This is a genomic window from Pseudomonas mandelii (genome assembly GCF_006438925.1).
Lineage (GTDB): Bacteria > Pseudomonadota > Gammaproteobacteria > Pseudomonadales > Pseudomonadaceae > Aquipseudomonas > Aquipseudomonas mandelii_C.
Genome location: NZ_RCZA01000004.1, coordinates 179,936 through 201,831 on the forward strand (window position 1 = coordinate 179,936; position 21,896 = coordinate 201,831).

Genomic DNA, 21,896 nt, shown 5'->3' on the forward strand with positions numbered 1-21,896 from the left:
GGTCGGGTCACGCCTCGAGGGAGGCCAGGGCGTCGCCGAAGATGTCCAGTGCCTTGAAGAACAGCGAGCGTGAGATCGTCAGCGACGGCATGACTCGCATCACGTTGCTGTAGCGACCGCAGGGAATCATCAGCACGCCGTGGTTCAGCAGGTAGCCCATGAGCTGGCCGATTTTTTCGGGCGCCAGGGGAGCCTTGGTGGCTGGGTCTTCGACCAGTTCGATACCGATCATCAGGCCGCGGCCGCGTATTTCACCAACGAACGGGCTGTTGAAGCCACGGATACGTTCCTGCGCCTCCAACCCCAGGGTGTGCGCGCGGTTGAGCAGATCGAGCTCCGAGTCCTGTAGGATGCTGATATTGGTCAGCGCCACCGCCGCGGACAACGAGTTGGCGGCAAAGGTGTTGGGCATCGATCCGTCAGGAATCGCGGCCGCCAGGTCCGAACGCATGATCAGGCCCGCCATTGGCAGGTCGCTGCCGATGCCTTTGCCGAACGTGAGCATGTCCGGCTTCACGCCCGAGTGCTCGACCGCCCACATCTTGCCGGTGCGCCCTGCGCCGGATTGCACTTCATCGACGATCAGCAGCGTGCCGCTACGGTCACATGCCTTGCGCAACAGCTGCAGGAACTCTGGCGATGGGGGCACGTAGCCGCCTTCGCCCTGCACCGGCTCCACGATAACGGCAGCCACGTCATCGGCGGCGGTGTAGGGGGTGTTCAACAGGTAGTCCACGTACTCGCCGGCGATCTGCTCGGCGCTTTTTTGAGTGGTGTCGAAAGGGAAACGGTAGGCATAAGGGTAGGGGGCGTGAATGACCCCACCCATCTGGGCACCGTAGCCCTTGCGGTAGGCCGTGCCTGTCGTCAGGGATCCCGAGGCGTTCCACACGCCGTGGTAGCCACCATGAAAGGCGATGATCTGGTGCCGCCCGGTGATGCGTTTGGCGAATTTGATGGCTGCTTCAAGCGCATCGCTGCCGCTTTGCGTGAAGAAGGTGATGCAGTCGCCACGCAAGCCGTCGGGCGCGATCTCGGAGAGCTTGGCCGCCAGTTCGGTGCGCCGGGTGCTGTTGACTTCCAGGGCATGCATTAGCACTTCGGACTGTTCACGGATCGCCTGCACCACCTTCGGGTGGCAGCGGCCTACGCTGCTGACGCCCACGCCGGCGGACAGGTCGATGTAGGTGTTGCCATCGGGGTCCTTGAAGGTAGCGCCAAAGGCACGATCCATGGCCACCGGCATGCGTCCGCCGCCGCGCGCCATCGACTCGGTACGCGCCGACAACGCCAGGGCCTCGCTGGTTTTGGGGCCGGGAAGTGTGCTGGAGGTAATCCGAGGGGCATCCGCGAAGTGGAGGGATTCAAGTTTGGCTTCACTCATGACGTTCTCTCTGAATGTCGATTTAAGTGTGCTGATCATCTCCGCGACAAGTCTGTGGCCGGTAGCCCGAATTGGCACATGGATGGACCGCCCTGAGCGCACCTTCCAGTGAATTTAGAATTTCATAAATAATTGTGCATAATTCTCACTATGTGCGAATATCGCATAGGAAGGCGATCTAAAAACAAGAATATTGGCAGAGGCTTTCGACATCATGAAAAATCAGACTATCAGCCATTTCAGAGACGTCCATGTCCATGCGGCTACCGTCCAGGAGTGGAACCAGGACTACAGTCAGCTAACGGCAGGCTCGACTGAGAGTTCGCTGATGCAGTTGTCGACGGCGGGTGTCCACGTCTTTCTCGAGCAGATCAACCAGCGTGTCGTGCAGCACGGCGTGGCTCCCCGAGGCAAGATGTGCTTTGCCGTGCCGATCACCACCCCGGGTTCGATTCGGATGCAGGGACGGGAGGCGGACGATAGCAGCCTGTTCTTTCTTCACGGTGGCGAGGAGTTCATGTTCCATATGCCGATGGGCATGGAGCTGCTGTCGATCACCTTTGAACGTGAATTGTTCGAGCAGGCGTTGGCGCAAACGGCTTCGGCGAAGGAGGTCAGCCTGTTGCTGCGTCAGCCGGTGATCAGGGTTTCCACGCCGCGCTTTGCAGACGCTCGTCGCCGATTGCTGGCGATGTTCTCCCAGGCCCTGGTGTACGAAGAACTCGACAGCACGCGAGATCGGGAGCGGGAGCTGGCGCTGGAACAGGCGATGCTCGGCGAGTTGCTGCAACTCATGACCGACCCGGCTTGCGACAAGCAACAACGCTCCGCAAGCTCCACGCGCAGCTTCATTGTCGAGAAATGCCACCGTCTGGCGACCGCGGAGATGATCGACGTGCCCAGCGTGATCGAGTTGTGCCAGCGACTCCAGGTCAGTCGGCGTACCGTGCAGAACAGCTTTCGCTCGGTTGCCGAGACGACGCCGCTGAATTACTTGCGCTCTGTGAGGCTCAACGGTGTACGCCGGACCTTGATGTCCACACGCGCGTCGCATCTCTCGATCGGCGATGCCGCTGCCCAATGGGGCTTCTTTCACCTCAGCCATTTTGCGGCGGAGTACCAGGAGCTGTTCGCAGAGTTGCCGTCCCATACCCCCCGCGCTGCCATCACCGGTTGCGCTCATGCCTGAACACCCGCCCGCTGAAAGCAGTGTGGGGTGACCGTTGGCTTCACAAGGATGTAGAGAAAGATGAATAGCCTGCGCCGTCTGCTCATGGTCTTCGACCTGTTCCGTCCGGAACAACCGGTCATCGATGTGGACATCATTTGCCGGGAGCTCGGCTACACGTCCGCCACCGCCTATCGTTATCTGCGCGAACTCGGCGACGCGGGCTTTTTGAAGCGATTGCCGCGCGGTTACGCGCTCGGCCCGCGAATCGTCACGCTGGAGCATCTGATGACGAACTACGATCCGCTGTTGGCATGCAGCCGGGACCTGGTCGACAACCTGGTCGTCGACACCGGCCTGGACGCGCTGGTCAGCGAGTGGCATGGCGACTCAGTGGTCAACGTGCTGATCCATCGTGGCTCCGATGCTGGACCGGTCGGTAGCGGCAGGGGGCGGTCGATCGATCTTTTCCACAGCGCGACCTCCCGGGTCGTACTGGCTTATCTGCTACCGCGCCAAATCCGACGTGTTTACGACGCGCACGTGAACCCATCCGAATTGCAGCATCTGGGGCTGGAGTGGAAGCCGTTCATCAAGAGCCTGCTTGCCATCCGCAAACAGGGCTACTGCATCAGCGAAAGCGAGCTGCACCCGGGGCGCAGTGGCGTCGCGGCGCCGATCTTCGACGAAAAGCAGCGCGTCCTCGGGAGCATGACCCTGGTGGGGCGCAGTGAGCGGTTCGGTGCGTTTCAGCAAGGCTATCTGTGCGACCTGGTGACCGGCGCGGCGTCGGAACTGACGGCGCGTCTCGCTTCGCAGTGAGGTCAGAGTGGCGGATGGCGTTGTTCAGGTGATGGCGTAACAGGTTACCGATTTGGGATACCGGGGCGTTTATGGTGAGGCATAGGATCGAATCCAGCGTGCGACAAAAACGACAAGCTATATCGGTGACGGTGAACGGCTTGCTGCACCGATCCTACAGCGACTGCCTCATACAATAAGGTCAAGAACATGAGCGTATCTATCCCGATCAACAGTTCGACGGAGTTGAAGCGTGGTGCCTTGGGTGTTGGTTTCATCATCTTTTTCGTGGTATCGGCGGCGAGCCCGTTAAGTGTCATCGCCGGTGGCTTCCCGATTGGCATCATGCTGGGCAATGGCGCCGGCACGCCGGCGTTGCTGATCCTGGCGTTGCTGGTGCTGCTCGCGTTCTCGGTGGGTTACACCACCATGTCCCGGCACCTGACCAATGCCGGCGGTTTTTATGCGTTCACCTCCCGTGGTTTGGGTGGCCTGGCAGGCGGAGCGGCCGGGGTGTTGGCGATGTTTGCCTATAACATTCTTCAGGTCGGGTTGTATGGCATGTTCGGCGGGGTGGTCAGTGGCACCATGGAAAGCATGTTCGGACTGGTGCTGCCGTGGTGGTCTTACTCACTGATGGCGATGGCGAGCATTGCGATTCTGGGGTATCGCAAGATCGACCTGTCGGCGCGGCTACTGTCGGTGATGGTGATCGCCGAGTACCTGGCGATCCTGATCCTGGATTTTTCCATCCTCAAATCCGGCGGCGACAGCGGCATCAACCTTGATGCGTTTGATCGCAGTCATGTGTTCAGCGGCACACCGTCAATCGGCTTGCTGTTCTGCTTCGCGGCATTTATCGGCTTCGAGGCGACGACTATTTACGGCGAAGAGGCCAAGAACCCGCAGCGTACTATCCCGATTGCCACCTACTGCTCGGTGTTGCTGATCGGTGGTTTCTACGCACTGTCGGTATGGTCGATGGTGGTGGGCGTGGGTGCGGACAAAATCGTGCCGATTCTGCAGGCCTTGCAGGACCCGACGACGTTTATCTACAGCATGTCCGACCACTTTGTCGGCCCCTATCTGACTCAGATTATCCGGGTGCTGTTCATGGTCAGTATCTATGCCGGCCTGCTGGCGTTTCATAACGCCGCGGCCCGTTACTTCTACGCGATTGGGCGTGACGGCCTGTTGCCGCACCGCTTGGGTACTACCCATCGCGTGCACCAGAGTCCTCATATGGGATCGGCGTTGCAGAGCCTTATCTCGGCGGTGGTGGTACTGATTTTCGCCGCCATGGATGCCGATCCGATCCTGCAGCTGTTTGCCTGGCTGTCCAACTTGGCCACGCTGTGCGTGATTTTGTTGATGGCGCTCACTTCCGCAGCGGTAATCTTCTTTTTCCGGCGTCACCCCGAACTCAAGGTGGGGATCTGGCGTGGGCGGATTTTCCCCGGTTTCTCTTGTGTTGCCCTGTTGGCGGTCCTGGTACTCGCGGTGGTGCATTTCGATGTACTAACGGGCGCCAGCCTGGCCTTGTCATACAGTCTCTGCGCCATCATTCCCGCGGCCCTGCTAGGTGGCGTGTTCCTGGCGGCTCGACTTCGCAAGGCGTCGCCGGAGCGGTACCAGGCATTGGGTAGCCACAAGCTTTAAGGCCCCACGCAGAACCGTTCAACCAAATCTGCGCCTTGCTTACCAAGGATGGTCTGCGACCTCGCGCGGCTGCGCCTGACTGCTCAACTTGACCAGCAGCGATGCGATCAACAGCAGGACTGCCGACGCTGCCAGCACGGCAACAAAGCCTGTATCGAACGCCGCACGGGCGAGTGCGCTTAGCATCACGCGGCCTTCGGGTGACAACGTCTCGGCGACGACCAGCGCGTCGTCGAGACTCTCGAATGTCGCGGGGTTTAGGGTCAGCCATGGCGGAATCATCACGCCCGCCGAATACGCATAAATCGCCGACAACAGACTGCCCGCCAGCGTCACACCCACAGCACCGCCCAGTTCAAAGGACACTTCTTCGATGGAGGCGGCCATGCCGGCTTTATCGGCGGGCACGCTGAGCATGATGGTGCTTGACGAAACGGTCAGTGCAGCGCCAATCGTCAAGCCCAATAGGGCAAGGCTGGCGACTTGCAGGTAAACCGCAGCGTTGTACAGCAAGAGATAGCTCAGCATCGCGGCTGACGACAGCAGCAACGTCCAGAACAGCATCCGCCGGTTTCCCAGGCGCGGCAGGTAGTAACCGGCAAGCGGCCCTGCGACGAAGGAACCCAGTGGGAGAGGAAGGATAAACAATGCCGCCTCCAGCGGCGACATGCCGAGCACCAGTTGCAGGCGCTGGCTGAACACCAGTTCCATGCCGATCAACGCAGCGGCCGACACGACTGCTGAAATGACGGCATTTCTGAAGCCCGGTGCAGTGAACAGCGCCAGATCGAGCATCGGCTGTGCGGCACGACGTTGGCGTCGAATGAACAGCGTCAGGAATAGCACACCCAGCACGACCGCCACCAGCATGCTGTCGAAGGAGGGCGCCCGTTTACCGAGTTCCTTGACGGCATATGCCAGGCTGATCAGCCCTATCATGACCTGCAGCGAACCCAGCCAGTCCCATCGTTTTTTGGCAACCCCCGGGTGATTCGGGATCAACACGGCGCCGAGGACCAACGCCACCACCACAATAGGCACGTTGATCAGAAACACCGAGCCCCACCAGAAATGCTCCAGCAGCAGGCCGCCCACCACCGGGCCGAACGCAGCGCCCCCTGAAGCAACCGATGCCCAGATGCCGAATGCCATGGCCTGCTCGCGCGGGTCGGCGAACGTTACCCGGACGATGGCCAGCGTAGCCGGCATCATCATCGCCGCGCCGACAGCCAGAAAGCCGCGGGCACCGATCAATACGCTGGCCGATGGCGAGAAGGCCGCGATCAGCGAGAACAGGCCAAACACGCTCAGTCCGCCGATAAACAGGCGTTTGTGCCCGAGGCGATCACCGAGTGTGCCCATGCCCAACAGCAGACCGGCAGCGATCAATGCATAGATGTTGATGATCCAGAGCTTTTGCGAGGCCGAGGCATCGAGCTCACGGGTCAGTGTCGGCAGTGCGGTGTACAACACCGTCATATCAATGACGATCAGCAGCAATGCGCTGGAAATAATGGCCAGGATCAGCCAGCGTCGCGGGGGAATCATGGGTGGTGCTCGATGAACGATGGTCGAAAGCCGGCAACTGTAACTCAGTCAAGACGTCAGCACCGGCAGGTAGCCTGTCGTGCTCCTTTACACGCGAAAATGGCCTACAAGCTGCTGTTGATGGTTGGCCATTTCATGGAGTGAGTCACTGGCCGTTGAGGCATCGCTCATCCGTTTGGTCAGTGTTTCGCTGATACTGCGAATGTCACTGACCCGATGGCTGATATCTTCCATGACCGTGCTTTGCTCCAGGGCTGCGCTGGCGATCTGCTGATTCATCTGTTCGATCACATCCACGGCCTGGGAAATATTCTCCAACGCCGCACGGGTCTGTTGCACCTGGATCACGCTGTTGCCGGCTTGCTCGCGGCTCAACTGGGTACTGTGAACCACTTCCTGGCTCAACTGCTGCAGCATCTCTATCACCGTGCGGACTTGTTCGACCGAGCTCTGGGTGTTGCTGGCCAGGTGCCTGACTTCATCGGCCACCACCGCGAAGCCGCGCCCCTGTTCGCCCGCTCTGGCCGCTTCGATGGCCGCATTCAACGCCAGCAAGTTGGTCTGTTGCGCGATGGTGCTGATGACGTCCAGCACCTGGCCGATCTGGGTGCTGCTATTGGCGAGGGCATGCACTTGCTTAAGGGTGGTGTCCAGTCGCTGATCGAGGCTTTCGATGCTGCTCTCGGCGATGGAGAACACCGCTTGACCTGATCGGCTCGCGCTTTCGGCGGCTGTCGCTGCGTCGGCGGCACCGTGGGAGTGGCGCGCTACTTCCTGGGCACTGGCACTCATTTCGTGCAGCGCGGTCGCGGCCAGCTCCACTTCGCGGTACTGGCGTTGCATCCCTGCGCTGACTTCCCGGGCAATCCCCGAGGAGGTATTGGCGCTGTTGCGGGTATCCAGGGAGGCGGTTTGAATGTCGCGAATAATCGGCTGCAACTTGTCCAGAAAACGGTTGAACCCATTGGCCAATTGGCCCAATTCGTCGCGCCGCCCGGCGGGCAGGCGTTGGGTGAGGTCACCATCGCCATCGACGATGGCATCAAGCAGACCCGCCACCTTCAGCAGTGGGCGTGTCACCCCGTAGGCGGCCAGCCAGATCAGCAGCATGCCGAGGCAGCTGGCCAGTACCCCCAGGCAAAGGTTGAGCCAGTTGGCCTGGTGGCTTTTGTCGTCCAGTTCGCTTTGCATTTGCCGAGCGGAAGCCTGCACCAGGTCTTGGGGAACCTTGATCTCCAGTTGCCAGAGTGGATTGCCTGGCACGGTTTGCAGAGCCTGGCGTATATCGAGGGTGGACCCGGAGACTTCGCCGCTGCGTCCTGCCACCTGGCCGGTGGGCGACACAATGGCGACTTCGCTGTTGCCCTGATACAGGTCCTGGCCGAGGTCGGCAGCCAGCTTTTGCAGAGTGTCGAGGCCAATGTCCATGCCGACCACGCCGAGGATCTTGCCGTTGGCGATCAGAGGGATAGAAACGCTGCTCATCAGGACTTTCTGGCCTTCCACCTCACTGGTGTAGGGCTCCACCACGCAAGTGCGCCTTTGAGCTTGAGGGCAGGTGTACCAGACGTTTGTCGGTTCGCTGCCGGGTGGCGCAGTGTCGGTGAAGATTTGCGCCTCGGTGAGCACATCCTGGACCAGTTGTCCCGGCTGGCTCTGTGACCAATACAGCGCAAAGCGGCCTTTTTCGTTGCTCGCCAGTGCACGTTGCCCGACGAAATTGGCGTCTGCACTCGCCAACGCGTCAGGCAGAAGTATGACGTACAGACCGAGCACTTTTTCGCGTTTGAGAAGTGTCTGACGGGTCACGCTGATCAGCGCTTCGCGCAATTGCGCAGCCGTGAGGCGTCCATTGAGCGTTTGATCGCGCAGTTGCAGAACCTGTTGCGCGAACCCTTCGCCATACAGCGCCGTTTCGTTGAAAAAGCGTTCGACGTGTTGGCCATGGGCAACGGCCTGGGCTTGCAAACGCTCCACAGCGGCTTGCCCGAGCAGGTGACTGCTCTGCTCCTTCAGCAATTTTGCACTTTGTTGGTTCTGGTACACCGAGGCGCCTACCAGCGCGCCAACGACAGCCAGCAGGCACAGTCCGCTCAGAAGTGTGATCCGCCATTGGATAGTGAGATGAGCTAAACGCATGACTGAGGCTTCCTGCAGAGGGCTTTGGCTGCGATGGGCTGAGGACCAGACTCTCGCTTTTATTATCGGTGCGGGCATCTGGGTATAGAGCGGGTGACGCTAGCATGTGGGAGGGAGCGGCCGAGCAGTTATCCCGAATCGGCAAGGACTGCCGGATTGCCGGTGCCGCATCGACCTGTTTTGGGGCGGCGCCTCGGATGCTACCGATTTGGGATAGCGAGCGGTTCAGGGGCGGGCATAGGATCGAATTCAGCGCGCAACTAAAACAAAACGCTAATCGGTGCCGATGGAATTCGATCGGGCCACCCCAACAGCGACTGCCTCATACAATAAGGTCAACAACATGAGTGTACCTATCTCGATCAACAGCTCCACGGAGCTCAAGCGTGGCGCCCTGGGCGTCGGGTTCATCATCTTCTTCGTGGTGTCGGCGGCGAGCCCTTTAAGTGTGATCGCCGGTGGCTTCCCGATTGGCATCATGCTGGGCAATGGCGCCGGCACACCGGCATTGCTGATCCTGGCGTTGCTGGTGTTGCTGGCGTTCTCGGTGGGTTACACCACCATGTCCCGGCACCTGACCAATGCCGGCGGTTTTTATGCGTTCACCTCCCGTGGTTTGGGTGGCCTGGCAGGCGGGGCGGCCGGGGTGTTGGCGATGTTTGCCTATAACATTCTTCAGGTCGGGTTGTATGGCATGTTCGGTGGGGTCGTCAGTGGCACCATGGAAAGTGTCTTCGGCCTGGTGTTGCCGTGGTGGTCCTACTCGCTGATGGCGATGGCGAGCATTGCGATTCTGGGCTATCGCAAGATCGACCTGTCGGCGCGGGTGCTGTCGGTGGTGGTGATCGCCGAGTACCTGGCGATCCTGATCCTGGATTTTGCCATCCTCAAATCCGGCGGCGACAGCGGCATCAACCTTGATGCATTCGACCGTACCCATGTGCTCGGCGGTACCCCGTCCATCGGCCTGCTGTTTTGCTTCGCGGCATTCATCGGCTTCGAGGCCACCACCATTTACGGTGAAGAAGCCATAAACCCTAAACGTACCATTCCGATTGCCACCTACAGTTCGGTGCTGCTGATCGGAGGGTTCTACGCGCTGTCGGTGTGGTCGATGGTGGTGGGCGTGGGCGCGGACAAAATCGTGCCGATGCTGCAGGCCTTGCAGGACCCGACGACGTTTATCTACGGCATGTCCGACCACTTTGTCGGCCCGTATCTGACTCAGATTATCCGGGTGCTGTTCATGGTCAGTATCTATGCCGGCCTGCTGGCGTTTCATAACGCCGCGGCGCGTTATTTTTACGCGATCGGCCGTGACGGCCTGTTGCACAGTCTGTTGGGCACCACTCACCGCGTGCATCAGAGCCCCCATATGGGCTCGGTGTTGCAGAGCCTGATTGCCGCAGTGGTGGTACTGATTTTCGCTGCATTGGATGCGGACCCGATCCTGCAACTGTTCGCCTGGTTCTCCAACCTCGCCACCCTCTGCGTGATTTTACTGATGGCGCTGACGTCGGTAGCGGTCTGCGTCTACTTTCAGCGTCATCCCGAGCTTAACGTCGGGATTTGGCGCGGGCGCATCCTGCCTGTTTTCTCCTCCCTGACATTAGTGCTCGTGCTGGTATTGGCGGTGGTGCATTTCGACGTGCTGACCGGGGCCAGTCAGCTGCTGTCCTACGGACTCTGCGCCATCATTCCCGTAGCCCTGATCATCGGCGTCATGCTCGCCGCGAGATTGCGAAAGATCGCCCCGCAACGGTTTCTCGCCTTGGGCAGCCACAAGCTTTAAGGCCGCACTCGTTACGGCTCGACTAACCAGACAATACCGGCCTGTCGTTGCTCGGCATGGCCCGTCAGTGTGTGAAAGGAAGGTTTCAAATGCACAACTACAAAATGCTCATCAATGGTGTTCAGGTTGCCGGTGATAAGGGCCAGTTTGACGTGATCAACCCGGCCACCGGTGCTGCATTCGCCCAATGCCCCGCCGGCTCGCTGGCGCAACTCGACCTGGCGGTCGACGCTGCACAGACTGCATTCAAAAGCTGGCGGCACAGCACCCACGCAGACCGTTGCGAGCGCCTGTTAGCGGTCGCGGCGGATATCGAGCGGGAGGCCGAGTCACTGGCCCGGCTGATTGTGCTGGAACAAGGCAAACCGCTGGAACTGGCATTTTCAGAAGTCATGGGTTCCGCCGCCTGGACCCGCTATGCGGCCGGTCAGGAGATTGCCGTGGAGTTGGTGGAAGAAACCCCCACTCAGCGGATCGAGTTGCATCGCAAGCCTTTGGGTGTGGTGGCGTCGATTACACCGTGGAACTGGCCGTTCATGATCGCTGTGTGGCACATCATGCCGGCGCTGCGAGCCGGTAACTGCGTGATCAGCAAACCGTCGAGCCTGACCCCGCTGAGCACCTTGCGCCTGGCGGAGATCATCGGCCGCCATGTGCCTCACGGCGTGATCAATTGCCTGACGGGCGAGCAAGGTTTCGGTAGTGCAATCACTTCGCACTCTGGCATTCAGAAAATTGTGTTCACCGGCTCGACCGCCACCGGACAAAGCGTCATGCGCGGCGCCGCCAACAACCTCAAGCGCCTGACCCTGGAGCTGGGCGGTAACGACGCGGCAATCGTTCTGCCAGGTACGCCGATTGAGGCGGTGGTCGAGGAGATTTTCCAGGCGGCGTTTCTCAACATGGGCCAGACCTGCGCGGCCCTCAAGCGCCTGTATATCCACGAATCGCAGTACCAGGCCTTTGCTGATGCGCTGACCCTAATTGCGGCGCGCCAAGTGGTGGGCGATGGCCTGGAAGCTGGCGTCACCTTTGGCCCGGTGCAAAACCTTGAGCAATTGGAACATGTCGACGCGCTAGTCGCCGACGCACGGGCTCAAGGCGCGCGCGTGCTGTGCGGCGGCGCGCGTCTGGATCGCCCCGGCTTCTTTTATCCACCCACCCTGGTCGCGGACGTGACAGATGGCCAGCGTCTGGTCGACGAGGAACAGTTCGGTCCTGTGTTGCCCTTGATCGCGTACCAGGATGTCGAGGATGTGCTGCGGCGCGCCAATGCCGGTGACTTGGGGCTGGGCGGATCGGTCTGGGGGCCGGATGTCGAGCAGGCCCAGGCACTGGCCAGCCGCCTGGAAAGCGGCGTTGCCTGGGTCAACTGTCACGCGCAGATCCAGCCGAACACGCCGTTTGGCGGCAGCAAGATGTCCGGGTTTGGCGTCGAGTTCGGCCTTGAGGGGCTGCTGGAGTTCACTGGCCAGCAACTGCTGTTTGTCCGCAAACGTGATACCGAATAAGGAGCTTGAGCATGTACGAAAAATACAAGACCGCCGAGAAGAAATTCTGGCACCCCATGAGTTCCAGCGCTCCGGCGCAACGCTCAAAAACGTTGATCATCGCCCGTGGTGACGGCAACTACATCACCGACATCGACGGCCATCGCATGCTCGATGGTGTGGGCGGGCTGTGGAACGTCAACATTGGGCACAACCGCGCGAGCGTCAAGGCTGCAATCGCCGCGCAGCTGGACGAGCTGGCGTATTACCAGACCTTCGACGGCATTGCCCACCCTCGGGTATTTGATCTGGCCGAACGGTTGACCGCCATGTTTGCCCAGGAGCGCATGACACGGGTGCTGTTCAGTTCCGGCGGCTCCGATGCGGTGGAAACCGCGCTGAAAATGGCGCGTCAATACTGGATCGCCAGCGGCGATCCGGGGCGTACGCGTTTCCTGTCGCTGCGTAACGGTTATCACGGTGTGCACATGGGCGGCACATCGGTGGGAGGCAATGGCGTTTACCACTACAACCACGGCCAACTGTTGGCCGGCTGCCATTTGCTCGACACGCCCTGGTTGTATCGCAATCCCTGGGATTGCCGTGATCCCGAAGCGCTGACCGCGCACTGTATTCGTCAGTTGGAGGATCAGATCGCATTGCTGGGTGCGCAGACCATTGCGGCATTGATCGCCGAGCCGGTGCAAGGCGCAGGCGGGGTGATCGTACCGCCAGCCGATTACTGGCCGCGCCTGCGTGAGGTGTGTGATCGCCACGGCATTCTGTTGATCGCCGACGAAGTGGTTACCGGCTTCGGCCGCACAGGTTGCATGCTTGGCAGTCGCGGCTGGGGCGTCGCGCCGGACATCCTGTGCCTGGCCAAAGGCATCACTGCCGGTTATATCCCGCTGGGTGCCACGCTGTTCAACCAACGCATCGTCGATGGGATCGAGAGCGGCCCGGGTTTCAGCAGCGTGATCATGCATGGCTACACCTACAGCGGTCACCCGACTGCGTGTGCGGCCGCCCTGGCGGTACTCGATATCGTCGAAGCCGAGGATCTGCCGGGCAACGCCGCCAGGGTCGGCGCGCAATTGCTGAAGCAACTCGCACCGTTGACCGAGCGTTATGACGTCGTGGGCGAAGTGCGCGGCAAGGGCTTGATGATTGCCTTGGACCTGGTCGCCGACAAAACCACGCGCCAACCGCTCAACCCCGCAGGCGGCCAGCCGTTGCGGATCGCTGACGAAGTGCGGCGTGCGGGCGTGCTGGTGCGTCCGATAGGCAACAAGATCATCCTCTCGCCGCCGTTGACCCTGACGTCCGACGAAGCTGGCCTGATCGTTTCTGCGCTCGAAGCGGCGCTTGCCACCTGCTGCTAGCCCCCGCGAAATCGGTGCCGCGCTGCCGCACCGATTTCTCGCCAATACCTAAGACAGCCTTTTAAAGGCGCACCACAAGGAGCTTGAGCCATGCGCAATCCATCACATCATCCCGTGTTTGGTAGCACGCTTGTGTGCACATTGGTGCTATGCGCCATCAATCAGGCCCAGGCCTATGAGTTGTACAGTGATCAGAGCCGGCACCTCAACGCAGACATGACCGCCGTGTTCGGCCAGTTCAACAGTCGCAAGAACTACGACGGCACGCCCGGGGGATCTACCTGGCGCGAAGGCTTTATCAAATACGGCTTGAGTGGCGACCAGTCCCTGGCAGGCAATGGCACCGCGTATGGGGCGTTCGCCCTGGTCAGCTCCGCCACCTGGGGCGACGGCGACCCAGGCGGCAATTCTCTGGGGACCGAGCGCACAACAAAGATCGAAGACGCCTACCTGGGCTGGCGCTCCGGCGACCTGTTCCCTGCGTTGGGCAAGGACGGGGTCGATATTTCCGGCGGGCGCCAGGTGGTCAAGCTGGGCCGAGGGTTCCTGATCAACGATGACGGTCTGAACCTGGGCAAGGGCCCGGCCGATGGCAAGATGAACCGTGGGGGCGCTTACTACCTGGCTGCACGGCATGCGTTCGATCAAACCGCGCTTTTGCGCCTGGGTGGACAAGATGGCCTGCACGGCAGCCTGGTGTGGCTCAAGTCTGATAACCGCGTCCAGGCCGAAACCGAACTGGCCGCCGGCACGCTGGATTACACCACCCAGCCGGGTACGATCGGGTTGACCTGGGTACACGGCATCGACGTGAGCGATCAATGGGCCAGCGACTTTCAGCGCCAGCGCAAAGGCATGAACGTCTACAGCGTTCGCGGTGAAGGCGATGCGGGCATCAAGAACGTCAGCCTGGCGTTCGAATACGCCTGGCAGGACAAGGACGCCGGGCCGGAGAAAGCCTGGTACGGCGAAGCGGGCTACACCTTCGCCGATACCGCCTGGGCGCCGAAGGTGACCTATCGCTATACCCGCTATTCACAGAAATGGGATCCGCTGTTCACTGGCTTGAGCATGGGCTACGGCACTTGGTTTCAGGGCGAAGTCGCCGGCAACTACGCCGGGCCGTTCAACAGCAATACCAGCATTCAGCACGTCGGACTGAAGGCAACGCCGCTGGAAAACCTGACCTTGGGCGCGCTGTACTTCGATTTCGACACGGTGCGTAAAAGTAATGCGCTGAACCTCAATGCCCGTGAGCTGGATATCTACGCCGAATGGGCAGTCAACCCGCACTTGATCATTACCCCGCTGATTGGCCTCTACAAACCCGATCAGGACTCAACCACTGGTGGCAATCAAGTCGGCGGCAATGGCACCAACGTGTACAGCCAATTGTCGGTGGCTGTTCCGTTCTGACCGCACATCCGCCGCGTCCACGGCAAGGGACCGGCGGCTTATCCATAGGCTAGGGTGCGGTGGTGTTTGACTGATTGCGCATGTTTTCGGCGATGCGCCGAGTGGTATCCATGACCATTTCGATCACTGTTTCCTGGCGCAGCAGCTTGAAACTCTGAGTGCTGCCGACGGCGGACAGGCTGCCAACCACTTCGTCGATGTCCGTCTGGATGATGGGCGCGGCGATGCCGGTCAAGCCCAGGTTGAGTTCATCATGGGTGAGGCAGTAACCGTCCTTGCGAATCTTTTTCGCAGCCTTGGAGAAGCTCGGCCAGTCATAAGGGCATTCCGGGTCGTTGGCCATGTGCTCGTCGAACAAGCGTTGCAAACGGCGACCTTTCTGAAAGGCGATCAACACCTTGGATTGCGCGCCGCGAAAGAACGGCAGTGGTTGCCCGCGCCCGAACGCAAAGAGGTAGGTGTCGGTGGGTTCGGCGATGTAGGTGTTGATGATGCGACCGTCATAAAAAACGCTCGCAAACACGGCCAGGCCGGTTTGCGCGGACAGCTCGTGCATCAACTCGCGCCCGGCAACGAGGATAGGGTCGTACTGACGCATCATCCAGTCCAGTTCGATGACACGCGGCCCCAAGCCATAACTGCCTGCGTCCACGCGGGTCAGCAGGCCGGCGTCGCACAAATCCTTGACGTAGCGGTACACGGTCGCGCGTGACAGGCCCATGCGCTCGGCAATGGTGTCGGGGTCGATCTTCAATGTCTGTGGACCGAACAGGTCCAGGACACTCAGCAATTTGCTCAGGCTGCTCATTTCGTTCCTAAAGACGGGGGGGAGGGCGCGTGCTTCGTTCCGGCGCAGACCAGAACATCCCGCAGGAGCGCCAAACGCTGGCGCAACACTACCTCAGTGAGAGAAAAACGCAATCTCGGCAGCCTTTCTAGTGCAAATAAAATCACATAAATCTCATAAAGCGAGACAATCATTAAATTAATGCTTGTTGCGCGAGTGTTTGTGTGTGATAAATCTCATCACTGCAAATGCTCAAGCAAGAGGGCTGAAAATGAATGGTGCGCAACTGATAGTGAATGCGGCAGCGGCAAGCGGTATCGAATACTGCTTCGCCAACCCCGGAACCACCGAAATTCCATTGGTGGCGGCCATGGCCAGCGCACCTGCACTGAAGCCGGTGTTGTCGTTGTTCGAAGGGGTGTGCACGGGGGCGGCGGATGGGTATGGCCGGATTGCCGGCAAGCCGGCGATGACCCTGACGCACCTGGGCCCCGGGTTTGCCAATGGCATCGCCAACCTGCACAACGCGCGTCGTGCCAATACCCCCATCGTCAACGTGATCGGCGATCACGCGTCATGGCATGTCAACTACGATCCGCCGCTGGCCAGTGACATCCAGGCCTTGGCCGGGACTGTCTCCGGTTGGGTGCGCACCTCGCGCACGGCGTCGGGTATCGGCGAAGATTTGCAGGAAGCGGTGCGGGCGGCCTGGCAGGCCAAAGGGCAGATCGCCAGCCTGATTTTGCCCATGGACCTGCAAGCCAGCGCGGTGACGCACAACGGTGTGTTCGCCCCGATGCGGGCGCCGGTTCGCCGGTTTGCCGGTGACCGGGTCGAGACGGTGGCGCAGGCCCTGCGTGACGGGCAGCGCCTGGTGTTTATTGTCGGGGATGAGGGGTTGTCGGTTGCGGGTCTGGAAGCAGCGGGGCGCCTGGCCCAACTGCCTGGCGTGCGCATGTTTGCCGAGACCTTTCCCCGGCTCAGCTACCGTGGCGGTGGTTTGCCGGATCTGGATCGCCTGCCGTATTTCCCGGAAGTGGCCATTGAAATCCTCGAGCAGTACGACCAGGTCGTGTGTGCCGGGGTGCCGGAGCCCATCAGTTATTTCGGCTACGAAGGCATCCCGTCGCGCCTCGCCGAGCGTGAGCGTCTGCTGACGTTGGCCGATGTCGGTGACGATGTAGCCGGCGCGCTGACGGCGCTGGCCGATGCCCTCAATGCACCGGCTTACGTGCCGACACCGATGGGCATCGAACTGCCGCCGGGTCATGCCGAGCTCACACCTCAGTCCATCGGCCAGGTGTTGGCCGCATCGCTGCCGGACGACAGCATTGTCTCCGTGGAAGGCGGCACCTGCGGCTATCCATTTTTCACCGCTTCCGCTGGCGCCGCGCGGCACCGAGTGTTGACCAATACCGGTGGCGCGATCGGCCAGGGCATTCCGGTGGGGTTCGGCGCCGCCTTGGCGGAGCGGGGCAATCGCGTGTTCTGCCTGCAATCCGACGGCAGTGCCCAGTACACCATTCAAACCCTGTGGAGTATCGCCCGCGAGCAGTTACCGGTCGTAATCCTGATTGCCGCCAACCATCGCTACGCCATTTTGCAGAACGAACTGCGCCGCTTCGGCGTGACCGAAATGGGCCCGGAAGCGCTGCGCCTGACGGTGCTCGATAGCCCGCGGATTGACTGGAAGGCGCTGGCCAAGGGCTACGGCGTGCCGGCCTGCACGGTGCAAACCAATGCCGAACTGCAACGGGCGCTGGCCAATGCCAATGCCGACGGTGGTCCTTGCCTGATCGAAATGGCGCTGTGAAGGAGTCGATGATGAAACAGTTCGAAGTACTACCTGCTGTGCAACATTTTCTGTCCCAGCCTGGCCGCCTGTTTATCGGTGGCAGTTGGCAGGACGCCGCCGCTGGCCGGCGGTTTGCCGTGGAAAACCCGGCGACTGAAGAAACCCTGACGGAAGTGGCCCAAGGCGACGCGCGTGACGTAGATGCGGCCGTTGCGGCAGCCCGCACAGCGTTCACCGGCGCCTGGGCGCTGCAGTCGCCCGCCCAGCGAGGTCTGCTGCTGTTTCGACTGGCGGACCTGCTGGATCAGCACCGCGAGGAGCTGGCGCAGTTGATCACGCTGGAGAACGGCAAACCCATCTCAGCCGCTCGAGGCGAAGCGGCCAGCGCGGCGACCATCATTCGCTACTTCGCCGGCTGGCCGACCAAGATCGAAGGCAGCACGCTGCCCGTATCGCCGGCCAGCGGTGCGCCCATGCTCAACTACACCTTGCGTGAGCCGGTGGGCGTGTGCGCGCTGATCGTGCCGTGGAACTTCCCGTTGAACATGTGCGTGTGGAAGCTTGGCCCAGCGCTGGCGACAGGCTGTGTCGCGGTGCTCAAGCCTGCCGAGCAAACGCCGCTGGTCGCGATTCGACTGGTGCAGTTGATCGAGGCCGCCGGGTTTCCAGCGGGGGTGGTCAACCTGATCACCGGTCTTGGCGCGGAAACGGGCGGACCGCTGGCGCAGCATCCCGACGTGGACAAGATCGCCTTCACCGGCTCGACCCATGTCGGCCGGCTGATCGCTCAGGCGGCCACCAGCAACATGAAAAAGGTCTCGCTGGAGCTGGGCGGCAAGTCGCCGAACATCATCTTGCCGGACGCCGATATCGTGCGCGCCGCCAAAGGCGCGGCCGATGGCATCTTCTACAACCAGGGCCAGGTGTGCACGGCTGCCTCGCGGTTATACGTGCATGCCAGCGTGCTTGATCAGGTGTTGGAAGAACTTGAGCGGCATGCCACCGCACACGTGCTCGGTAATGGTTTGGACCCGGCCACCAGCATGGGCCCACTCGTGTCGGGCCGCCAATTGAGCACGGTCAAAGGCTACCTGCAACGAGGCCAGGAGGAGGGCGCCGAACTGATCTGCGGTGGCGGCCGTCCCGACCACCTGGAACGCGGCCACTTCATTGCGCCCAGCGTGTTCCTTGATCGCGCTGAGCGTGCCTGTGTCGCCCGCGAAGAGATCTTCGGTCCGGTGCTGACCGTCATGAGCTGGACCGAAATCGACGACCTGGTGCTGCGCGCCAACGATTCGCCCTATGGCCTCGCGGCGGGTCTTTGGACCCGCGACCTGCGCTCGGCGCATCGCGTGGCGGCGCAGCTCAAGGCGGGCTCGGTCTGGATCAACTGCTGGAATGTGGTCGACGCGGCTTCGCCGTTCGGCGGGTACAAGCAATCCGGCTGGGGCCGGGAAATGGGTAAAAACGTGATCGATGCCTACACCGAGACCAAGAGCGTCTTCGTCGATCTGGCCTGATTCGAATAATCAAAAGAGGAAATGCTATGGATCTGGAATTGAAAGGCCGCGTGGCCATCGTCACCGGCGGCGGTATGGGTATCGGCAAGGAAGTCGCACGTTTTCTGTCCGAAGAGGGCTGCAAGGTGGTGATCTGCGCACGCCGCATGGAGTTTCTCCAACAGGCTGCCGAAGAGATCACGGCTCAGACTGGCAACGAAGTATTGCCGCTGTACTGTGACACCAATCAGATGTCGGCCGTGTCTGACATGGTCGAAGCTGCGCACAAACACTTCGGCCGCATCGACATCCTGGTCAACGGTGCAGCAGCGCCGTCCGGAGTGGTGCGCAATGACATCGAACATGCCGGCGACGATGAGTTGCTGTCGGATCTCAACACCAAGGTGATCGGCTACTTCCGTTGCGCCAAGGCTGTGACTCCGCACATGAAGGCCGGCGGTTTCGGTCGCATCATCAACATCGGCGGCCTCACCGGGCGCAGCAGCAAAGTCCTCTCGGGGATGCGCAACCTGGCGATCGCCCACATGACCAAAACCCTCTCCGACCAGTTGGGCCCTTCGGGCATCACGGTCAACCTGATCCACCCTGGCGTGGTGGACACCCCGCACATCCAGGAGCTGTACGAGCGCGAAGCGATCAAGCAAGGCAAGACTGCGGAACAGGTTGAGCAGGCCTACATCGACGCGACGCCGATTCGCCGCACCCTGGCACCGATGGAAATGGGCTGGCTGATTGGTTTCCTGGCGTCGCCCAAGGCGAGTGCAGTGACCGGCGAATCCATCGGCATTGACGGTGGACTGACCCGTGGCATCTTCATCTGAGGAGCAACAGCGATGAGTAACGGCACTCTTTTAGTTGCCACCGTAGGTCAAGCGGTAATCCGTAGCGCCGACGATGGCCGTACCTGGCATCGCCTGGGCCTGGGGCAGGACCTGGAGTTCGACGCGATCACCCGATCCTTGAGTGTGCACCCCGACGAGCCTGAGGTGATCTACGCCGGTACGGACGTAGGTTTGTGTGTCAGCCGCGACACTGGCGGCCATTGGCAGCGGGTCGATTCGCCGTTCAACGGTCAGACGGTCTGGAAAGTCGCCGTCGATCCGCAGGACGCGCAACGGATTTTCGTCGGCACTGGCGCACCTTCGCGCGCCGTACTGTGGCGGACCCTGGACGGTGGTCTCAGTTGGGATCCTGCGCCGGTGGAGATTCCGGAGTTCTGCGACGGGGTCAGCCGCCCACGGCTGCTGGCTTTCGCCTATGACCCGACCGACCGCAACCAGCTATGGTTCGGCCTTGAAGAGGGTGGGTTATTCCACTCCCGCGACGGTGGCGACAGCTGGACGCGCGTCGATGATCGGCTGCTGTGGGACTACAACTCGGATGTCCACAATATTCTGGTACTGCCCAATCACGGCCAGAAAGTCATCGTGGTGGTCTGCGTCAACGCCGTCTACCGCAGCCTGGATGAAGGGCTGACCTGGACCGGCATTATCGGTCGAGAAGTGTTCGGCCTGTATTACATGCGCGCCATGAACGCGCCGTTGGGCACGCAAAGCGACCTGTACCTGAGTATTTCCGATGGCACGCCCGGTACCACCAGCAAGATCCTGGTGTCCCGTGATGCTGCGCTCAGCTGGGAAGTGCTGCCCCTGTCGCAACAACCCAATTCCTGCGTCTGGGCCATTGCCTTCAACCCGAAAAATCCGCGACAGATCGTTGCGGGAACCAAGTATGGGCATTTGTTCACCTCCGAGAATGGCGGTGATGGCTGGCAGAAACAGTGGCGCGAATTCAGTGAGATCGCTGACGTGCTCTGGACCCCCGCAGTGGCGCAGATCAAGGCAGGGCATCAATCCGTGGTCAAAAAAAGCTGAGGTATCACGCGATGAAAGTCGAAATCCTTCGTACTCACTTATCGCTCTCGGTAAGTGATCCTGATGTGTCGGCACGTTGGTACGGCGACATCCTGGGCATGCATGAAAGTGCCCGAGGCGAAAGCTGGGTCATGATGGCGTTTGGTACCAAACATCACGACATCGCCTTGCTTCGTGCAGAGCCCGGCGCCCATCAGGGCGGGTTGGGGTTGCAACACTATGGATTGGAAATCGCCGGGGACATGACCACCTTGCGCCAGCTCTACGGCATGTTGCTGGGCAAGGGCGTCGAGGTGGTGAAGATCACCGATCACGAAATCGGCAATGGTGTGTATTTCAACGATCCTGACGGCAATCGCATGGAATTTTTCCTTGAGACCGAACACGACGATGCGCTCGGTAAGGCCCGGTTCAAGGCCGCTGGCGCGCCAAGCCGACATTTCAATCTGGATCCACTGGATCCACTAGACCCGCTTTGAGGCAATCCTGATGAAAACCGCAAATTTTGCTTCGTATCACATCCGCAAGTGGTACAGCTTTGTCGAAGAAACCCTGGCCAACGAAAGCGGCCAGCTGGCCGATGGTGAGCCGCTGTTCAAATATGCGATCGCCGCCGTGATCGCCAACCCCTATGCCGGTCGCTACAGCGAGTCGCTGACAGAGCTGGTAGAACCGTCGCCGCTGCTGGGCGAAGAGTTCGGTCGTCGCATTCAGGCGCTGGCCGGCTCGCGGGATATTGTCAGCTACGGTAAAGCTTGCATGGTGGGCAGCCAGGGCGAATACGAACACGGCAATGCGTTCCTGACCAACCCGGCTGCCGATCCGGTGCGCCTGGCGCTGGGCGGGGGCAAATCCTGGGTGCCGTCTACCGGCAAACGGAGCGGCCCGGGTTCAACCATTGATGTGCCGTTGGCCCACAAGGACGCACTGTATGTACGCTCCCATTACGACAGCATGTCCCTGATGTTTGGCGACGGCCCTGCGCCGGATGAAGTGATCGTGATCTGGGCCTTCGCTACACGCGGGCGCTTGCATGCGCGGTTGGGCGGTCTGCAGGCGGCGGACGTCAAAGGTATTGATGGGCTGCACTGACTTCAGGCGCATGGCTTTAGCGGCGTCGGATTAAAAACACAACAAGAAA

General features: G+C 60.8%; 17 protein-coding genes and 1 pseudogene. 13 read left to right on the forward strand and 5 right to left on the reverse strand.

The window, feature by feature from the left end; genetic code table 11:
• Window positions 1-7: 7 nt before the first annotated feature.
• Complete coding sequence (locus tag EAH74_RS10875; RefSeq protein ID WP_140678213.1) at window positions 8-1,384, reverse strand: aspartate aminotransferase family protein; 1,377 nt, start codon at window positions 1,382-1,384, stop codon at window positions 8-10.
• Window positions 1,385-1,598: 214 nt separating this feature from the next.
• Between EAH74_RS10875 and EAH74_RS10880 the strand changes: the two genes are divergently transcribed.
• From EAH74_RS10880 to EAH74_RS10890, 3 genes are all read left to right on the forward strand, one after another.
• A complete protein-coding gene (locus tag EAH74_RS10880) occupies window positions 1,599-2,573 on the forward strand; it encodes a helix-turn-helix domain-containing protein (protein ID WP_026286553.1) in 975 nt (324 codons plus the stop codon).
• A gap of 60 nt (window positions 2,574-2,633) precedes the next feature.
• Window positions 2,634-3,374, forward strand: coding sequence for an IclR family transcriptional regulator (locus tag EAH74_RS10885; RefSeq protein ID WP_018927846.1), 741 nt, complete (start codon window positions 2,634-2,636; stop codon window positions 3,372-3,374).
• Window positions 3,375-3,563: 189 nt separating this feature from the next.
• Entirely contained in the window at window positions 3,564-5,012 is a 1,449-nt protein-coding gene (locus EAH74_RS10890; protein WP_140678215.1) for an APC family permease, read from the forward strand.
• A 39-nt stretch (window positions 5,013-5,051) separates the two neighbouring features.
• On the opposite strand, the gene EAH74_RS10895 is transcribed toward EAH74_RS10890, so the two are convergent.
• The 3 genes and pseudogenes from EAH74_RS10895 to EAH74_RS33835 all read right to left on the reverse strand — a co-directional run.
• Window positions 5,052-6,560: an MFS transporter gene (locus tag EAH74_RS10895; protein ID WP_140678217.1), complete on the reverse strand. Its 1,509-nt coding sequence runs from the start codon at window positions 6,558-6,560 to the stop codon at window positions 5,052-5,054.
• Between the two features lie 87 nt (window positions 6,561-6,647).
• Window positions 6,648-7,403, reverse strand: coding sequence for a methyl-accepting chemotaxis protein (locus EAH74_RS33830; RefSeq protein WP_430539780.1), 756 nt, complete (start codon window positions 7,401-7,403; stop codon window positions 6,648-6,650).
• A gap of 102 nt (window positions 7,404-7,505) precedes the next feature.
• A pseudogene (locus EAH74_RS33835) lies at window positions 7,506-8,777 on the reverse strand (HAMP domain-containing protein); the annotation flags it as partial.
• Between the two features lie 265 nt (window positions 8,778-9,042).
• On the opposite strand from EAH74_RS33835, the gene EAH74_RS10905 reads away from it, so the two are divergent.
• From EAH74_RS10905 to EAH74_RS10920, 4 genes are all read left to right on the forward strand, one after another.
• A complete protein-coding gene (locus EAH74_RS10905; RefSeq protein WP_140678221.1) occupies window positions 9,043-10,491 on the forward strand; it encodes an APC family permease in 1,449 nt (482 codons plus the stop codon).
• Between the two features lie 89 nt (window positions 10,492-10,580).
• Window positions 10,581-12,002 carry an aldehyde dehydrogenase family protein gene (locus EAH74_RS10910; RefSeq protein WP_140678223.1) on the forward strand — a complete coding sequence of 474 codons (1,422 nt, stop codon included), beginning with the start codon at window positions 10,581-10,583 and terminating at the stop codon, window positions 12,000-12,002.
• Between the two features lie 11 nt (window positions 12,003-12,013).
• On the forward strand, window positions 12,014-13,363 hold the full coding sequence (locus tag EAH74_RS10915) for an aminotransferase class III-fold pyridoxal phosphate-dependent enzyme (protein ID WP_140678225.1): 1,350 nt from the start codon (window positions 12,014-12,016) through the stop codon (window positions 13,361-13,363).
• Window positions 13,364-13,453: 90 nt separating this feature from the next.
• Entirely contained in the window at window positions 13,454-14,779 is a 1,326-nt protein-coding gene (locus tag EAH74_RS10920) for a hypothetical protein (protein WP_193560127.1), read from the forward strand.
• A 49-nt stretch (window positions 14,780-14,828) separates the two neighbouring features.
• On the opposite strand, the gene EAH74_RS10925 is transcribed toward EAH74_RS10920, so the two are convergent.
• Window positions 14,829-15,587, reverse strand: a complete 759-nt coding sequence (locus EAH74_RS10925; RefSeq protein ID WP_140678227.1) for an IclR family transcriptional regulator — start codon at window positions 15,585-15,587, stop codon at window positions 14,829-14,831.
• 250 nt (window positions 15,588-15,837) lie between these two features.
• Between EAH74_RS10925 and EAH74_RS10930 the strand changes: the two genes are divergently transcribed.
• The 6 genes from EAH74_RS10930 to EAH74_RS10955 are packed head-to-tail and all read left to right on the forward strand — an operon-like array spanning window position 15,838 to window position 21,847.
• Window positions 15,838-17,379 (forward strand): acetolactate synthase large subunit, encoded by a 1,542-nt coding sequence (locus EAH74_RS10930; RefSeq protein WP_140678228.1) that lies wholly within the window; start codon window positions 15,838-15,840, stop codon window positions 17,377-17,379.
• An 11-nt stretch (window positions 17,380-17,390) separates the two neighbouring features.
• A complete protein-coding gene (locus tag EAH74_RS10935) occupies window positions 17,391-18,881 on the forward strand; it encodes an aldehyde dehydrogenase family protein (protein WP_140678229.1) in 1,491 nt (496 codons plus the stop codon).
• A 26-nt stretch (window positions 18,882-18,907) separates the two neighbouring features.
• Entirely contained in the window at window positions 18,908-19,702 is a 795-nt protein-coding gene (locus EAH74_RS10940; RefSeq protein ID WP_111449704.1) for an SDR family NAD(P)-dependent oxidoreductase, read from the forward strand.
• Window positions 19,703-19,714: 12 nt separating this feature from the next.
• Window positions 19,715-20,755, forward strand: a complete 1,041-nt coding sequence (locus tag EAH74_RS10945; protein ID WP_140678231.1) for a YCF48-related protein — start codon at window positions 19,715-19,717, stop codon at window positions 20,753-20,755.
• 11 nt (window positions 20,756-20,766) lie between these two features.
• On the forward strand, window positions 20,767-21,234 hold the full coding sequence (locus tag EAH74_RS10950; protein ID WP_140678232.1) for a VOC family protein: 468 nt from the start codon (window positions 20,767-20,769) through the stop codon (window positions 21,232-21,234).
• A 10-nt stretch (window positions 21,235-21,244) separates the two neighbouring features.
• A complete protein-coding gene (locus EAH74_RS10955) occupies window positions 21,245-21,847 on the forward strand; it encodes an amino acid synthesis family protein (RefSeq protein ID WP_140678233.1) in 603 nt (200 codons plus the stop codon).
• The last annotated feature ends 49 nt before the right edge of the window (window positions 21,848-21,896 follow it).

Bases quoted from the DNA above. Each gene is read 5' to 3' on its own strand.
- EAH74_RS10905 (WP_140678221.1), top strand. From the start codon at position 9,043: ATGAGTGTACCTATCTCGATCAACAGCTCCACGGAGCTCAAGCGTGGC.
- EAH74_RS10915 (WP_140678225.1), top strand. From the start codon at position 12,014: ATGTACGAAAAATACAAGACCGCCGAGAAGAAATTCTGGCACCCCATG.
- EAH74_RS10890 (WP_140678215.1), top strand. From the start codon at position 3,564: ATGAGCGTATCTATCCCGATCAACAGTTCGACGGAGTTGAAGCGTGGT.
- EAH74_RS10875 (WP_140678213.1), bottom strand. From the start codon at position 1,384: ATGAGTGAAGCCAAACTTGAATCCCTCCACTTCGCGGATGCCCCTCGG.
- EAH74_RS10880 (WP_026286553.1), top strand. From the start codon at position 1,599: ATGAAAAATCAGACTATCAGCCATTTCAGAGACGTCCATGTCCATGCG.
- EAH74_RS10895 (WP_140678217.1), bottom strand. From the start codon at position 6,560: ATGATTCCCCCGCGACGCTGGCTGATCCTGGCCATTATTTCCAGCGCA.
- EAH74_RS33830 (WP_430539780.1), bottom strand. From the start codon at position 7,403: ATGCAACGCCAGTACCGCGAAGTGGAGCTGGCCGCGACCGCGCTGCAC.
- EAH74_RS10925 (WP_140678227.1), bottom strand. From the start codon at position 15,587: ATGAGCAGCCTGAGCAAATTGCTGAGTGTCCTGGACCTGTTCGGTCCA.
- EAH74_RS10885 (WP_018927846.1), top strand. From the start codon at position 2,634: ATGAATAGCCTGCGCCGTCTGCTCATGGTCTTCGACCTGTTCCGTCCG.
- EAH74_RS10940 (WP_111449704.1), top strand. From the start codon at position 18,908: ATGGATCTGGAATTGAAAGGCCGCGTGGCCATCGTCACCGGCGGCGGT.
- EAH74_RS10935 (WP_140678229.1), top strand. From the start codon at position 17,391: ATGAAACAGTTCGAAGTACTACCTGCTGTGCAACATTTTCTGTCCCAG.
- EAH74_RS10910 (WP_140678223.1), top strand. From the start codon at position 10,581: ATGCACAACTACAAAATGCTCATCAATGGTGTTCAGGTTGCCGGTGAT.
- EAH74_RS10955 (WP_140678233.1), top strand. From the start codon at position 21,245: ATGAAAACCGCAAATTTTGCTTCGTATCACATCCGCAAGTGGTACAGC.
- EAH74_RS10930 (WP_140678228.1), top strand. From the start codon at position 15,838: ATGAATGGTGCGCAACTGATAGTGAATGCGGCAGCGGCAAGCGGTATC.
- EAH74_RS10950 (WP_140678232.1), top strand. From the start codon at position 20,767: ATGAAAGTCGAAATCCTTCGTACTCACTTATCGCTCTCGGTAAGTGAT.
- EAH74_RS10945 (WP_140678231.1), top strand. From the start codon at position 19,715: ATGAGTAACGGCACTCTTTTAGTTGCCACCGTAGGTCAAGCGGTAATC.
- EAH74_RS10920 (WP_193560127.1), top strand. From the start codon at position 13,454: ATGCGCAATCCATCACATCATCCCGTGTTTGGTAGCACGCTTGTGTGC.